The sequence below is a fragment of the Ascidiaceihabitans sp. genome (assembly GCF_039986515.1).
Lineage (GTDB): Bacteria > Pseudomonadota > Alphaproteobacteria > Rhodobacterales > Rhodobacteraceae > Ascidiaceihabitans.
This window is the reverse complement of record NZ_JBDWQO010000007.1, coordinates 1,237,870-1,252,101: the sequence shown is the minus strand read 5'-3', so window position 1 is coordinate 1,252,101 and position 14,232 is coordinate 1,237,870. Positions and strand designations below refer to the sequence as shown.

Annotated in this window: 13 protein-coding genes and 1 tRNA gene; all 14 read right to left on the bottom strand. The window is 54.3% G+C overall.

Features of this window, described 5'->3' with window-relative positions:
* Positions 1 to 9 precede the first annotated feature (9 nt).
* The 14 genes from ABJL60_RS08855 to hmgA all read right to left on the bottom strand — a co-directional run bounded on the left by ABJL60_RS08855 (position 10) and on the right by hmgA (position 14,232).
* On the bottom strand, positions 10 to 834 hold the full coding sequence (locus tag ABJL60_RS08855; RefSeq protein ID WP_348373890.1) for a hypothetical protein: 825 nt from the start codon (positions 832 to 834) through the stop codon (positions 10 to 12).
* On the bottom strand, positions 834 to 2,249 hold the full coding sequence (locus tag ABJL60_RS08850) for a hypothetical protein (protein WP_348373889.1): 1,416 nt from the start codon (positions 2,247 to 2,249) through the stop codon (positions 834 to 836). Before ABJL60_RS08850 ends, ABJL60_RS08855 begins: the two co-directional genes overlap by 1 nt.
* 32 nt (positions 2,250 to 2,281) lie before the next feature.
* Positions 2,282 to 4,288 carry an N-6 DNA methylase gene (locus ABJL60_RS08845; protein WP_348373888.1) on the bottom strand — a complete coding sequence of 669 codons (2,007 nt, stop codon included), beginning with the start codon at positions 4,286 to 4,288 and terminating at the stop codon, positions 2,282 to 2,284.
* Between the two features lie 142 nt (positions 4,289 to 4,430).
* Positions 4,431 to 4,520, bottom strand: a tRNA-Ser gene (locus ABJL60_RS08840).
* A 132-nt stretch (positions 4,521 to 4,652) separates the two neighbouring features.
* Entirely contained in the window at positions 4,653 to 5,426 is a 774-nt protein-coding gene (locus tag ABJL60_RS08835) for a hypothetical protein (protein WP_348373887.1), read from the bottom strand.
* A gap of 19 nt (positions 5,427 to 5,445) precedes the next feature.
* A complete protein-coding gene (locus ABJL60_RS08830) occupies positions 5,446 to 6,183 on the bottom strand; it encodes a hypothetical protein (protein WP_348290386.1) in 738 nt (245 codons plus the stop codon).
* A 42-nt stretch (positions 6,184 to 6,225) separates the two neighbouring features.
* The gene (locus ABJL60_RS08825; RefSeq protein ID WP_348290388.1) at positions 6,226 to 6,852 is read right to left on the bottom strand and encodes a 3-oxoacid CoA-transferase subunit B; all 627 of its coding nucleotides are present in this window, start codon (positions 6,850 to 6,852) and stop codon (positions 6,226 to 6,228) included.
* Positions 6,853 to 6,889: 37 nt separating this feature from the next.
* Complete coding sequence (locus ABJL60_RS08820) at positions 6,890 to 7,696, bottom strand: hypothetical protein (RefSeq protein WP_348373886.1); 807 nt, start codon at positions 7,694 to 7,696, stop codon at positions 6,890 to 6,892.
* A complete protein-coding gene (locus tag ABJL60_RS08815; RefSeq protein ID WP_348373885.1) occupies positions 7,693 to 8,802 on the bottom strand; it encodes a GSCFA domain-containing protein in 1,110 nt (369 codons plus the stop codon). The genes ABJL60_RS08820 and ABJL60_RS08815 overlap by 4 nt, the downstream gene beginning before the upstream one ends.
* Positions 8,803 to 8,855: 53 nt before the next feature.
* On the bottom strand, positions 8,856 to 9,569 hold the full coding sequence (locus tag ABJL60_RS08810) for a CoA transferase subunit A (protein WP_348290394.1): 714 nt from the start codon (positions 9,567 to 9,569) through the stop codon (positions 8,856 to 8,858).
* A gap of 123 nt (positions 9,570 to 9,692) precedes the next feature.
* Positions 9,693 to 10,751, bottom strand: a complete 1,059-nt coding sequence (locus ABJL60_RS08805) for a helix-turn-helix domain-containing protein (RefSeq protein WP_348373884.1) — start codon at positions 10,749 to 10,751, stop codon at positions 9,693 to 9,695.
* A 77-nt stretch (positions 10,752 to 10,828) separates the two neighbouring features.
* On the bottom strand, positions 10,829 to 11,446 hold the full coding sequence (gene maiA, locus ABJL60_RS08800; protein ID WP_348373883.1) for a maleylacetoacetate isomerase: 618 nt from the start codon (positions 11,444 to 11,446) through the stop codon (positions 10,829 to 10,831).
* Between the two features lie 127 nt (positions 11,447 to 11,573).
* Positions 11,574 to 12,842 carry a fumarylacetoacetase gene (fahA, locus tag ABJL60_RS08795; RefSeq protein WP_348373882.1) on the bottom strand — a complete coding sequence of 423 codons (1,269 nt, stop codon included), beginning with the start codon at positions 12,840 to 12,842 and terminating at the stop codon, positions 11,574 to 11,576.
* A gap of 97 nt (positions 12,843 to 12,939) precedes the next feature.
* Positions 12,940 to 14,232, bottom strand: a complete 1,293-nt coding sequence (hmgA, locus tag ABJL60_RS08790; RefSeq protein ID WP_348373925.1) for a homogentisate 1,2-dioxygenase — start codon at positions 14,230 to 14,232, stop codon at positions 12,940 to 12,942.

Here is a 14,232-nt window from a genome sequence, read left to right as displayed (position 1 = left end):
CGGGGCTTTCTAGAGCGTGCATTTCACCAAGCGCATGGCGATAAGATAGGCTGGTTTATAGATTTCATTGTGGGTTTCATTTGGCGTGATCTGCCCATGAAACAACGCATTGCGAAGCCCATAGATCACATCAATCAATGCGGAGAAGTTCTTCCCTGCATCGTCCATGAAATCAGCGTCGCCATACGTCAGAACCTTCTGCGCTCCATGTCCTGCAAGAACACTGATAACAATGCGGGGCGAAACGGCTTCGAACATGCCTATTAAAAGCGCGCGTTGGTCCGGCTTCAAGGCGCGAAACATTTGATCGTCTTCAAGCGTGGGGCGGTCATGCTTTGGCAACGTTAATGCGAATGCCGCTACGGTCTTCGACGCAGAAATTTCTAGATGAACTTCGCCCTTGTTCGGGTGGTCACGTCGGCAACGGAATTGACGCTTCCACTTTGTCAGTTGTTCGTCTTTGTTGGCGTTCCAGCCGATATCTACCGTCTCGAAGCAAACGCGACCCTTACGCCCTTCGATGATGCATTGCTGCAAATGCCGATTGAGTTCGCCAACCTGTAGACGGAATTCCTGCGCATCGTTGCTATCATCTTGCCAGCCGCCTTCCGCGTCGTGCGCTACTTTCAAGTTCTTCGCCAGCATCGGCAAAGTCTTGTTCTTCACGACGTTGCCTTCGGTTTTGACCTTGTCCAGCAACGCGCGGTCGGACAAGTCGCCGAACGTGTCTGTCATCCATGCGTTGAAGGGTATCCATGCCTTGATGAACTGACTGAACCAATCGACTTCGGCTTGGTCGCGCCAGCGTTTCAGATTGTCCCCTAGTCCCGGCATCACACAGCCCCCATTTTGTCGAGATAGGCCAGCGCAGCCGCCTCACTGTCTTCAATGGCGATTTCTACCGCCCGCTTGGCCGCTTCAAGTAGGGATCGGGCCTTGCGGCGGGCTTCGAAGCCCTCAAGAACGATTCCAGCGATTTCAGCGGACGCCGCTTCTACAGCATCCGGTAGGTGAATGGCCAACAAGTCGCTTTCACTGAACCGTGGGTGCTGCGACCCGTCTTGGCACCATTTCAGGATCGTCTGGACAGGTGCGGACCGCAGGAAGGCAAGCAGCGTTTCCGGGGCAATCGCTTGGTCAGCCTTGGTTTTGGGCCGAAGCACGATAAACTCAGATGATCCGACCGACGGAATTTTACCGTCCGTACGAACTACAGCGATTTGACGTAGGTAGGCCCGAAGTCGGGAAATGGCGACGTCACCATCATTGAAGGTTTTCTTCGTGCTGCCGATTTCTTCCGTCGCAACCCGCTCTTTTTCATCGTCCAAGATTGGTTGCAATGCGTCGGTCACGTCGAAGTTTCTGACAACCGCAGGTGCACCGTCTTTCTTCGGGTTCATCATTTTTCGGATAGATGCGAACCGTTCACCTAACGGTTTTCCGGGAAGCTTTCGCAAAGCTTCTTGGACTTCTATCTTGGCGGGCATGAAGTACTGTGAATCTAGCCTGCCCGAGGCAAATGCGTTGGTAGATGATGTAACATAGGAAAGTGGTTCAGGCGGTGTCCAATTTGCAAGGCCCAGCGCCTTAAGTAGAACTGTTTCTGCCTTCGCAGTATTTTGTTTGACAAGATTTTGGCTAGCGCGGCCAATTCGGACAATTTCGGATATTCTATCGGGAAGGTCTGTGGTCCAAGTCGGCACCCACAGTTGGTCCATATCCTCTAAAAGCAGGCTTCCTTGGATAGCGCCGCGCGTTAAGCGCTTTACTTGATTTCGCCCGTGCTTCGACTGAAGATATGTTGCCAGAACTTCAGGCGAGATTGCATGTGGCCGCAAGATCGCAAGCTTGCATGAACAGGTTGCAGGCTTTTCGCTATCGACCAAACTAAGTTCGCCGATTGTGCCTACAATGGAAAGCAAGACGTCACCCCTATGAAGGTGCGAACGCTTCATGTATTTTCGATTGAAAGCGTCTTCTGTGATGAAATTGGGCGTGGACGATTCAACAAAGAAATGCCCAACTACGTCCTGCCCGCGATAGTAAGGAATGCCTTCATCCACGAAGTCTTCGCTTATTGTGAAGTGGTTGCCGTCTGAAACCCCTACTAGCGACGCGACATTGCGCCTTTCAATTGCTTCTAGTGCGTCCTGTGTCGCAAGGAAGTCTTTCTTGAAATACTCTGCGTCGATCCGCCAAGTTCGTTCAAGTTCGCTAAACGGTGCGATTGCGGCTTCCAGCCCCCCCAACAACGCCTCTAATTTGGCGTCATCGTGAGGGCCTAGAGAAAAAAACTTAGGCCCTCTTTCTTGGCGAATTCTATGAAGGCTTCGGCGACCCCGTCTTGAGTCTTGCCTTCGTGGTTAAATAGGTCGTGATCTACGATGAAATGCCCGTGGTCATCACGCTTGTTGGTGCCGTCCGGGTTCTTGACATAGACCTTTTCGCCACGGTTGTTGACGCTTTCGACCTGCTGCGTTGCGAAGAAGATATTGTAATCTTCTTCCATTGGACAGAGCGGCCCTGCGTCGGCGTCGTCATTCCATTTCTGGACGAACAGCACGCTTGTCTTGGTGCCTGTGTGGGGCTTGAACGTGTTCGGGTGAAGGCCCACGACCGCAAGAATGCGGCACTGTTCCATGATGAACTTGCGCACCCTTTGGTCGCTTGAGTTATTGAAACGACCTTGGGGCAAAACTACTGCCATACGCCCGCCCGGCTTCAAGAAATCCAAGTTGCGTTCGATAAACAGAAGGTCACGGCCTACGGAACTTTCGTACTTCCCGTTGTCTTTCTGCGCGATGACATATGGGGCAAGCATGTCGGTTTGTTTGATATCGCCCGCGAACGGCGGGTTCGCCATAACCACGTCGAAGTTGAAGCGTCGAAAATCGCCACGCTTCTTGGCACGCAATTTTTTCAGCTTCGTCCAGCCCGGCCCGTAAGTCTCTTGCCATTCGTCTTGCTTGGTGGATTCTTCCCATTTTTGCCAATCAAGCGTGTTCATATGCAGGACATTGGTTTGCCCATCGCCTGCAATGAGGTTCAGGCAGCGCGACACGCGCACGCTCTTTTCGTCGAAGTCCAGCGCAAAGACCTTGTTCGACACGTAGTCTAGGCAACGCTGCGGCTTGCGCTCTGCGGTGAAAAGGTTCGACCGGGGCAAGCCCAAGTCTTCTAGGATCTCTCCCCACACATGGAACATGGAATGGACCGTGAAGCCAGCAGACCCACAGGCCGTATCAATGACGGTTTCGGGTTCCTGTGGGTTCAGCATCTTTACGCACATGTCGATAACCCAACGTGGCGTGAAATACTGTCCCTTTTCACCCTTGGCCGATTTAGAAACTAGGTATTCAAACGCGTCATCTACGACGTCTAGGTTCGAATTGAAAAGTTTCCATTCTTCCAGTGAACCCACGCACACCTGAAGATGATCCTGCGAAAGTTTGATACGTTCATCGTCAGAAAAAACACCCGGCCATTCTTCCTTGGCTGCATCGAACAGATTTTGGATATTCTCTTTCAGCTTTGACGCTGTATTGCTGTTGCGAAATCGCAAATACGGATAACGGCCTTGGTGGCAGGACATTTCATCATACAGCTTCGTGAAGACAAGCTTGAAGACTTCTTCAAACACGTCAACGCCAGCATTTGCTAGAACCTCGTCTTCAAGGTCTACGATCTTTTCCCGCAACGCCTTGTTGCCCGCCGACGACAAGGCCCGTTCGTTCTCTTTGTCTTCCAGCGTCTTGAGCGTCCACGGCTCATTGATGATATCTTCGATATCCTGCGTTGCTGTGGGCAAGTGGGGGATTTCTTGCAGGTAATTCGGGTTCTTGCGGTTCCAGATTTTGCTATCTGGTCCGTTACTCCAAAGCGCCAATGGTGCGCCCGTCGCGTGCGTGTATGAACGAAGTTGTTCTTTGCCGTCCTTCGCTTTGCCTTGCTTAATCTCAGCTACGACATACGGAACAGTTGGGCGGTGTGCATCGAAGATAACGATATCGGCTCGCTTTGAACTATCGCGCCCAAATGTGATTGGGTATTCGACCGCCAAGCGTTCCAGCGGGTAGCCATATTTCGCTTGCAGCGTATGAAGCCAAAACTGACGCACGCATTCTTCGGGCTTGGCGAGAATGTCCTTCTTACGGACAGGGCACTTGAAGTAGACACGTTCATTCTTTTCAATGAGAAGTGCGTCCAGTGCTGCAATCTCTACGCTGGAAAGTGACTTCAACCACGGGCCTATATCATGCCCGCCAAACACTTCGATAATACTGTTCATCTACGCCCGACCCTCTTTTTGTTTGTTTTGCTCATTTGTTGCATAACCCGTCCTACGGGTGAAGCATCAATCAAATTTTGCATGGGTAGGTCGTGGGTAGAATGACTACACATCGAATTTACCCAGTAAAATCAATGGTTAGTGGCGGAGACGAAGGGATTCGAACCCTCGAGACCCTTCCGGGCCTACTCCCTTAGCAGGGGAGCGCCTTCGACCACTCGGCCACGTCTCCGCTGGTGGGTCTATCCCGTAACGCGATATACGTGCAAGGGGTTTCTTGAACTTTCTTCAACGTCGCGATGTTGCGGTTAGTCTTTGAAAAAGAGGAACATTTAGCCGCTTCACGATAAGGTTCAATACGAAATTACTGGACTCCTTTTGCAATGTCTTGACTGCGCGGGCCCAGGGCGGAGGTTTCCAGAAACTGTTGCCACATGCGCTTGCCAAAGGCTGTGTTCATGTGAGCCATGTCTTGTGTTTGGGTCTGGATAAGTTTCCGATCAGAGCCGTATTGGGACTGAGTGAACCCGGTGTGTGTCATGGTGTCGGCGGGTTGTGCGATATTTGTGATCCCCACATCCGCCATTGCCACGCGCAGTCGATCGTCAACAAGGGTCCACCCGCGTGCATGACCCTGTAGGTCCATTGTTTGAAAGCGTTTGCGCGACGTCAAAGCGGCGTTGCGCCTTGGAACGCTAGAGTACCACAGCTTCGGGGTGGTCCAATGGTGCCACTGCTGACCCGGCACAACGCGGTGCACCAAATCCTGTACGATGCTTTCGAACGCTGTGTGCGACATGTTCTGTTTGAAGGTGGTTGTCTCAAATCCATCGATATTGAACGACAGCAAAATCTCGTTCATGGCCGATTGTGGCACCTGCCAGACGCCTGCGTTCCAGACGTGATCGAATTGGCTTAGGTCCAATAAAATTCGTGAAGATGCCATAATCGTTTCATCTTGCAGCATGTCATCTGGCAATCCAAAATGCATGTCTTTGCGCAGATAGGTTTCCCTGTATTTCTTGCCGCCAATGGCCAAATATGAGACATTCAAGCCCGGGAAATCGCCCTGAATTTCGTCCCATGCGGATTTGATGGCCGCTACATGAGAACTTCCGATAATCGCAATACGTGTCATGGCAAGGAATACCCGAAACTCACGCCTGAACACGCGCCAAAAATGCGTCCCACATGCGGGCCCCGAAGGCGGTGTTCATATGCGCCGTATCCACCAATCCGTCAGTGTTGACTGGTTTTTCGGTTCCAAAGTCCTGTTTTGTAAATCCGTAAGCGTCCAAAGTGCACTCGGGTTGCGGTACACGCTGGATCGCAACCGCTGACATGCGCGCGTCAAGGTGCTGGTCCGCGGTGTCCCAAACCTGCTTGAAGCAATGCGGTTCTGCGGTGTGATAAAGGGCATCTTGCCGCGCGATTTCATTGCGTCGCGGGACAGTGGAAAAGAACAATCGCCCCGGCGTCCAATTGTGCCAGGCTTTGTCTGGCATGGCCTTTGTGGTGATGGCATCCAGACACGCATGAAACGTGGCCTGAGACATGCAGTGGGCATGGCCAGAAGTCCCGAACCCGTCGATATTGTAATCGACACACAGTTCTCGCATCGGCGCTTGCAAGCAGGTCCATCCGCCCACATGCCACACCACATCGAAGGTGCTTAAATCAACAAGGCCCCGTAACCGCCTTGGGGTTGTGTCGTCGCAGCGCATATCGTCTGGAAGGCCAAACGTCATATCCGGCCTCAGCGATGTTTTCAAAAAGCGGGCGCGGTTCATGCCAAAGTGTTCGGCTTCGATGTGCGGATAGCGCCCGCCGATCTCGTCCCACGCCAGCTTTAAGGCCGCGACATGCGACGTGCCTATGACCGCGACACGTGTCAATTCAGTTGCACCCCCTGTGACCTGCGCCCTTGGAACATGCGTCTAGACGATTGTGGCAAGTGTTGCAGTGCGTAGCTCGTCTTCGGACACGCCGTCAGCACATTCTACGATTTTCAAACCGCCCTCGACCACATCCAGCACACCAAGGTTGGTGATGATCCGGTCCACGACCCCTTTGCCTGTTAGGGGCAGGGTGCAGGCGGGCAACACTTTGCTGTCGCCGTGTTTGTTGGTGTGATCCATCACCACAACCACGCGGCCCACACCAGCCACCAGATCCATGGCACCGCCCATGCCTTTGACCAGCTTGCCGGGGATCATCCAGTTGGCCAAGTCACCGTTTTCGGCCACTTCCATCGCGCCTAAAATTGCCATGGCGATCTTGCCGCCACGGATCATGCCAAAGCTTTGGGCGCTGTCGAAATAGGCGGTTTGGGGCAATTCGGTGATGGTTTGCTTGCCTGCATTGATCAGGTCGGCGTCCTCGGATCCCTCAACAGGGAAGGGGCCCATACCCAACATGCCGTTTTCCGATTGCAGCGTCACTTCGATGCCTTCGGGGATGTAGTTGCTGACCAGCGTCGGGATACCGATGCCAAGGTTCACGTACCAGCCGTCTTGCAGCTCTTGTGCTGCGCGTTCTGCCATTTGATTGCGATCCCAAGCCATAAGGGTCTCTCCTTGCTATGTGCGTATGTCGATGTGTCTAAGCCGCGTCGCGGCTTGGTAGAATGTCGGGGTAGGCCGCGCAGAGGCACGCGGCGCCATAACTGGCGTTCATGTGTTGAAAGTCTTTGGCAGGCATTGAGTGCCCCGTGAAACTTTCCAATTCTGTGTTCATGGGCGCATTTGTGAAGCCTATGGCATTCATCGTGTCTTGCGGCTGCTGCAAAAAACGCAAGCCGATCGCGTCCATGTGGTGCGTGAAAACGTCTGCCAATTGGTCCAGAGCGGTTTTTATGCCGTCTGCGCAGGCTTCGATTTTGGCATAGGTGCGGCCCACGTTGCTGTCGCGGTCTACTTTGTCAAAGGCCGTTTCGGCCGGACGCGGAATTGCGTGAAAAGTGACAGGCGTGGCCGAAAAATGTTCCCATGCCGGATGCGGCATAAAGGACGCGGCAATATCGTCGACAACAGCATCAAACGCCGGACGCGACAGGAAATGCGCAGACCCTGTATCGCGCAGTCCCACCACATCACGGTGCGCCACCAGTTTTAGCACATCTGCCATTCCATGTTGGTTGCCCACAACCATGATCCGGTCATACCCATCCAACGACACGATGCGCTTGCCGTTGAATTTGTCCAGCCGTTCCAATTGTTGCAGGGTAAAACGCGCTTCGTTTATGGCGCCGAACTGTGACAGTTTCCGGTTCAAAGTCATGTGGTAGTATTCTGGGCCGGGCTGGGCGAAAAAGTCGATCGATACATCAGGGTTTGCGGCACGGATCATGTCCCAGCCTGTACGAAAGGCTGCCAGATGTGAGTTTCCGATCAACAGGATACGGCTCATTTCGAAAATGCGTCCAAAAGCGCTTCTTCGCAGACAACGTCTTCGGCGGTCTCTTCGGCGCTGGGCGATGCGGCAGCTGCGCGCCCTGCCGACGCATCATAGCTGCGCACCATGGCACTGCGGGTCTGGCGTTCGGTGGGGCGCGGAGCGCTTGGGGCAAAGCCGTGACTTTTCAGGAAGACACCCATCGCGGTTGCCACACCCTGACTGCTGACTTCACGCTTGTTGGACGCATAGTAAGCACCGCGCGCGTTTTGGGAGGTGATAATTTCGTATGAGGGGAAATAATCTACATTGTCGAATTCTTCGCGCAAAGCCCCACAGACCGCCACCAAAGTGGACTTTGAATAGCTTGAGGCGACTTCGACGTGCCGTCCGCTGGCTGTGGCGGTCAACGGCACCGGTGACACAGTGATCAGAAACTTCATGTCAGGATTTGCGGCCATCATTTTTTTGCGGAAGGTCAGGAAATCAGAGCGAATTTCGCTATATGAGAAGTTTTTGAATTCAAAAACATCCGGATCGAATGCGCCGGCGATCGTGCCGGGGGCGGTGGGGTAAACGGTGCCTGTTTCTTTATGAACCCAAGCCTCTGTCAGCCCGAAGGTAAAGACAAACAGATCGGAATTGCGAAAAGTTGCGCGCACATGTTTCAAATGCGAGGCGCGGTGGGTCATGACATCCGCCTCCGATGCCAGCCCTTCGGGTTCCACAGAGGGGCGCTGGGCATCAAAGAAACGACCGTCTTTTTCCCAGACAGGCAAGGCAGGGGTGGCTGTGCCTTTTGTTTCATCGTTCAGCTGCAGCAATTGGCGCATAGTGTAGATGTTGCCATACCGGGCCGAATACAAACGGTAACCAAAGCGCGTGGCGACAGCATCGCTGACCACCGGGGGCAGGCGTTCTGCGTCTTGCACATTGAAACCGGCACCACGCAGGGCGCGGCCCACATGCTGGGCAAAACAGGACCCCGCGGTGGTGACTTTCATTTCCTTGGTGATTGGAAATTTGGGCTGGAACACGTCGCCCGGATCAAGCGATGCCCGTTCCCCCACAGCAGAGCGCCAATAGGCACGGGATGGTAGATTTGCATAGGGTGAGGGCATGGGAAGATCCTTTTTGCAGGACTTGGGCGTAGTTTTGTGTCGGTTGTTCTGTCTTAACCTTGCCGAACAGTACGCTGTTCGATGCGTTTTTCGTGATCCCCTTGGATCAGGCGGTGCACATAGATACCGGGCAAGTGGATACTGTCCGGATCAAGCGATCCTGTGGGGACGATTTCTTCGACTTCAACCACGCAGGTTTTGCCACACATAGCGGCTGGCGGGTTGAAATTGCGGGCCGTTTTGCGAAACACAAGGTTGCCCGTTTCATCCGCTTTCCACGCCTTTACAATGGCCAGATCGGCAAAGATGCCTTCTTCCATAATGTAGGTTTCGGGTGCGCCGTTTTCCCCGGTCGGGAAGTCTTTGTGTTCCTTGCCGTCGGCAATCACTGTGCCCACACCTGTTTTTGTGTAAAACCCCGGAATGCCGCAACCGCCGGATCGCATCCGCTCTGCCAATGTGCCTTGCGGGTTGAATTCCAGTTCAAGCTCACCCGACAGATATTGACGCATGAACTCTGCGTTCTCGCCGACATAAGAGCTGATCATCTTTTTGACCTGTTTGGTTTGCAGCAAAATGCCGATCCCAAAATCGTCTACGCCCGCGTTGTTTGACGCAAAAGTCAGGTTTTGCGTGCCTGCATCCTTGATTGCGTCCAGCAGCAATTCGGGGATGCCGCACAGGCCAAACCCACCAGAGGCAATAAACATGCCGTCGAACAACAACCCGTCGAGGGCTTCAGCGGCAGAGCCGTATACTTTTTTCATGGAAACTCCTTAGGGTGGCTTGGCTTTTTTGTAGGTGAGATTGATGCGAGGGAAAAGGGGGTGGTAGATTAAAATGGCCCGATCGTAGGCGCTGTGGACAATATATGTCGATTGTTCGGGGTGTTATTCAGAACCCGGGCTTTCGCGCCCTTGAGGGTCTACACCAAAGCGGCGTTGATAGTCGGTGGGGGTGATGCCCAGAAGGTTTTGAAAACAGCGGCGCATGGATTGCGCATCCCCGAACCCCGCCTGACGCGCCACGTCCTTGATGGGCATCGCGCTATGTTCCAGATAGCTGCGCGCAATGCCAAGGCGGCGGTCTTGTACAAATTGCGACGGGCTTTTGCGGGTGTCACGCACAAAGGCACGGTGCAATGTGCGTTCGGTTGTGCCCACACTGTGCGCCATGGCGCGGACTGTCCAGTTTCGCGCAGGTTCGGCTTCGATCTTTGCGTAAAGCCCACCCAGTTTTTGATTGGAGGCCGATTGAGCCTTAAGGGGATGTGAATACTGCGACTGCCCGCCGTGCCTGTGCAAAAACACCACCATTTCGCGCGCCACATCCAATGCCAGTTTGCGGCCGTGGTCTGCTTCTAGCATCGCCAATGTCAGATCGATGCCAGCTGTGACCCCGGCAGAGCAATGGAACTTGCCGTCTGAGGTGTAGATCCGGTCCATGTGCCAATGCACCTGCGGGAAAAGGTTCTGCGCTTGGGCGGACCGTTCCCAATGCGATGTCGCGGATCTACCATCCAGTAATCCTGCTGCAGCGGTCAGTAAACTGCCGGAACAGATGGACAAAACGCGGTTCGCGCGATGGGCCATGTTTCTGATGAAACTTTGCAGATGCGCATCGTACAATATCGCATCGACACCGGGCCCACCGGGCACCACAATATCATCCCAATCGGATTTTGACGCGCGCATGGTCGCAAAACTGTCGCTGGTTCCGATGGTTAAACCGGTGTCTGTGACTGGATCGGCACCGTCGCGTGTGACAACAGACAAGCTATAAGCGGGATAGCTCAAAATGGTGTTGGCACATCCAAAGACCTGAGCAGGGCCCGCTATATCCATCATCAGAACAGCGTCAAATCCAAGGATCGCGACACGTCTTGTTGATGTGGGGCGCGAAGGTGAGGGGGGCTTAGGTGTTGTCAGGTTTGGATGGGTATACGCCAAATCACAGTCCCTCTAGGGGGGCGCCCCCAACGGTACACCCGCAATAGTGATCGCCACATTGTGTTAGACACCCCATCCTACTGATCCGGATGGGCCATTGAAAAAGCAGGCAGATCTGCACAGGCCGCCTCAATCGCACAAATACGGGGGCAATTGCCATAAGGCACCCCCCAGCGTTTGGCGTTGTAAAGCTGTGGGATAAGGCAAATGTCAGCCAATCCCGGCGCTGCGCCGCACGCAAAGGGCGCTTGGTGGAAACGTGCCAGAACAGTTTCAAATTCGTGCAGGCGCGGGGCAATAAAGTGATGCATCCAGTCTGTGCGTGCAGGGTCGGCCCCGCCTGTTGCGTGCATCATTACGGACATATTGCACACCGGATGCAAATCTATGGCAATGATATGTGCCAGGGCTTGAACATGGGCGCGTGGGCCTGCGTCTTTTGGCAAAAGACCCATGCTGCGGGTGCTGTCGAGGTATTCCAGAATGGCCATGGATTGTGTGAAGCGTTGCCCGTCTATGTCCAGCACAGGCACCAGCCCTTGCGGGTTTCGCGCAAGGTGGTCCGGGTTCCGGTGGTCTTTGGCCTGTAAATCCACCGTTTCAATATCATAGGCAATCCCCGCCAAGTTCAAAGCAATGCGCACGCGGTAGCTGGCAGAGGATTTAGGATAGTCCCATAAGGTGACATTAGCCATGTTGTGTGGTCTCCGGGGCTTTGGCTTGCGTGTTGCAGTTGCCTTCATGTTTTGTCGTTTGGGTTTGGTCCGGGTGGCGCTGTTGGATGCCTCCGGCGGAGGTTTATTTCGCGAGATGAAGTCCGGATCAGGGGTGCTTTACCGCTGGCAGAATAGTGCCTGCACAATCGCCGAACCCGATTTGGTAGCCGTCGCCTTTGGCCGCCCCGCGCAATGTCAGCTTGTCCCCGTCTTCGATGAAAGTACGGGTTTCACCGGTGTCGAGTGTGAAGGGTTCGCGCCCTGCCCATGAGACTTCCATCAGTGATCCGTATTCGGATTTGTCGGGTCCCGAGATCGTGCCGGAGCCAAGCAGGTCGCCTGCGTTCATGCCGCATCCGCCGACCGCGTGGTGGCAGAGTTGTTCTGCAGCTGAGTAGTACATGCGGTTGTAGTTTGTTTTGCTCAATGACGTGGCGGTTGTGGCCCCTTGTGGCTGCATCAGCACTTCAAGGTCGATGTTGTAGAGCCCGTCAACGGTGCTGTTGAGATAGGGCAGCAAGTCTTTTTCGCGCGGTGGTGTGGGGGCGCGAAACGGTTCCAATGCGGCTGAGGTGACGATCCACGGGCTGATGGATGTGCCAAATGCTTTGCCCTGAAACGGTCCCAGTGGCTGGTATTCCCACCCCTGAATGTCACGCGCCGACCAGTCGTTGAGCAGCACGTACCCGAAGATCATGGCGTCGGCTTCGTCCACTGTGATGGGTTTGCCAAACTCTGACGCAGTGCCAACGATGGCCCCCATTTCAAGTTCAATATCAAGCCGTTTGGAAGGGCCAAAGCTGGGCATTTCGGCGTCTGGCGCTTTCATTTGGCCGTTGGGGCGGTGGATGTCGGTGCCCGATACCACCACGGAAGATGCCCGTCCGTTGTAGCCGATAGGAATGTGCAGCCAGTTGGCAGGCAGGTCGGGGCTGCCACGCAGGATTGCGCCCATGTTGGCGGCGTGTTGGCGACCCGCATAGAAGTCGGTGTATTCTTGAACGACAAAAGGCATGAGCATTTCGACATCGGATTGCGCCACGAGATGGGTTTCGATTTCGGGTTGGTAGGGTGAGTTTTCCGACAGCATTTCGATCAACTTGGCCCGGAACTCGGCCCAAGTGTCTGGACCTAGTTCCATAAATTCATTCCAGCATCCGATATCGAAGACGGGATCGACGTTGTACTGAAAATACTCGTGTTCGAGGTCAGTAATATTAAGGATCATATTGCCGATTGCGACGCCACAATAGGGGCCGAAGGGGGGCTGCGTATCGGATCCCGTGCTGCAAAACACGCCGTAAGGCAGGTTGTTGAGCGGAAAGGGGGTGTCGGGTGTATTGGCCGAGGCCACCCAGCTTTTCATCAATGGCATTGTCGTTCCTTTGTGTCAGGTGGCGTCGGAGCCCCCCGTGTTGCGCCGCAAAGTGGCACGGTTTGAGAGGTGAGGTAAGGTGGGGCTTGGCCCACCCCTATTTTTTGCCGGGGGTGCCGTCGAATTTCTTTTCAATGTCGGCCCAGCAATCGATGTAATCGTCTTGCAGGGGGGCATCTTTGGCAGCGAAGGATGTCAGGTGCTGTGGAAAGCGGGTTTCAAACATGAAGGACATGGTGTTTTCCAGTTTTTCGGCCTGCAAGTTAGCATTCGACGCACCTTCAAATGCAATCTTGTCCGGCCCATGGGGCAACATCATGTTGTGCAAAGATATGCCGCCGGGAATGAAACCCTTTGGTTTGGCATCGTAAATTCCAAAGATGTTGCCCATCAGCTCGGACATGACATTCTTATGGTACCAAGGCGGGCGGAATGTGTCCTCTGCCACCATCCAGCGATCCCGGAACAGCACAAAATCGATGTTGGCAGTGCCTTCGACGCCAGAGGGCGCGGTCAGCACTGTGAAAATTGAGGGATCGGGGTGGTCGAACAGGATCGCGCCGACCGGACAATATGTCCGTAGGTCATATTTGCACGGCGCGTAGTTGCCATGCCATGCCACCACATCCAGCGGCGAGTGGCCGATTTTGGTCTCGTGGAACTGGCCGCACCACTTGACGGTGACGGTGGAGGGCGCATCGCGGTCCTCAAATGCGGCCACAGGGGTTTTGAAATCGCGCGGATTTGCCATGCAGTTGGCCCCGATAGGCCCACGGCCGGGCAGTTCGAATTTCTGACCGTAGTTTTCGCACACGAAACCACGGCATGGGCCGTCCAGAACCTCGACACGGTATACAAGCCCGCGCGGCAGTATGGCGATTTCCTGTGGTTCCACATCGATAATACCCAGTTCCGTACAAAAGCGCATGCGCCCCTCTTGGGGCACGACAAGCATCTCGGAATCGGCAGAATAGAAATAGGCATCGACCATGCTTTGGGTCACCAGATAGACGTGGCTTGCCATGCCCACTTGAGTGTTCACGTCCCCTGCAGTTGTCATCGTACGCATGCCAGTCAACCATGTCAGAGGCTCTTTTGAATGTTCAATCGGGTCCCAGCGATACTGTCCCAAGGAAATTATGTCTGGATCGACGTTGGGGGCAGATGTCCACAAGGGAAGGTCGATTTTTTGAAAGCGGTGCGTGTGTTTTACCGAAGGACGAATGCGGTAACACCATGTGCGTTCATTCTGGTGTGAGGGGGCCGTGAAAGCTGTGCCAGACAGTTGTTCACCATATAGCCCGTAGTTTACTTTCTGGGGTGAATTCATGCCTTGAGGCAACGCGTCGGGCAGGGCTTCGGTTTCAAAGTCATTCCCAAAGCCGGGCAT

Excerpts from the sequence above, each read along its gene's own strand:
- ABJL60_RS08855 (WP_348373890.1), bottom strand. The coding sequence starts at position 834 with ATGCCGGGACTAGGGGACAATCTGAAACGCTGGCGCGACCAAGCCGAA.
- ABJL60_RS08845 (WP_348373888.1), bottom strand. The coding sequence starts at position 4,288 with ATGAACAGTATTATCGAAGTGTTTGGCGGGCATGATATAGGCCCGTGG.
- ABJL60_RS08835 (WP_348373887.1), bottom strand. The coding sequence starts at position 5,426 with ATGACACGTATTGCGATTATCGGAAGTTCTCATGTAGCGGCCATCAAA.
- ABJL60_RS08825 (WP_348290388.1), bottom strand. The coding sequence starts at position 6,852 with ATGGCTTGGGATCGCAATCAAATGGCAGAACGCGCAGCACAAGAGCTG.
- ABJL60_RS08820 (WP_348373886.1), bottom strand. The coding sequence starts at position 7,696 with ATGAGCCGTATCCTGTTGATCGGAAACTCACATCTGGCAGCCTTTCGT.
- ABJL60_RS08815 (WP_348373885.1), bottom strand. The coding sequence starts at position 8,802 with ATGCCCTCACCCTATGCAAATCTACCATCCCGTGCCTATTGGCGCTCT.
- ABJL60_RS08810 (WP_348290394.1), bottom strand. The coding sequence starts at position 9,569 with ATGAAAAAAGTATACGGCTCTGCCGCTGAAGCCCTCGACGGGTTGTTG.
- maiA (WP_348373883.1), bottom strand. The coding sequence starts at position 11,446 with ATGGCTAATGTCACCTTATGGGACTATCCTAAATCCTCTGCCAGCTAC.
- fahA (WP_348373882.1), bottom strand. The coding sequence starts at position 12,842 with ATGCCATTGATGAAAAGCTGGGTGGCCTCGGCCAATACACCCGACACC.
- hmgA (WP_348373925.1), bottom strand. The coding sequence starts at position 14,232 with ATGCCCGGCTTTGGGAATGACTTTGAAACCGAAGCCCTGCCCGACGCG.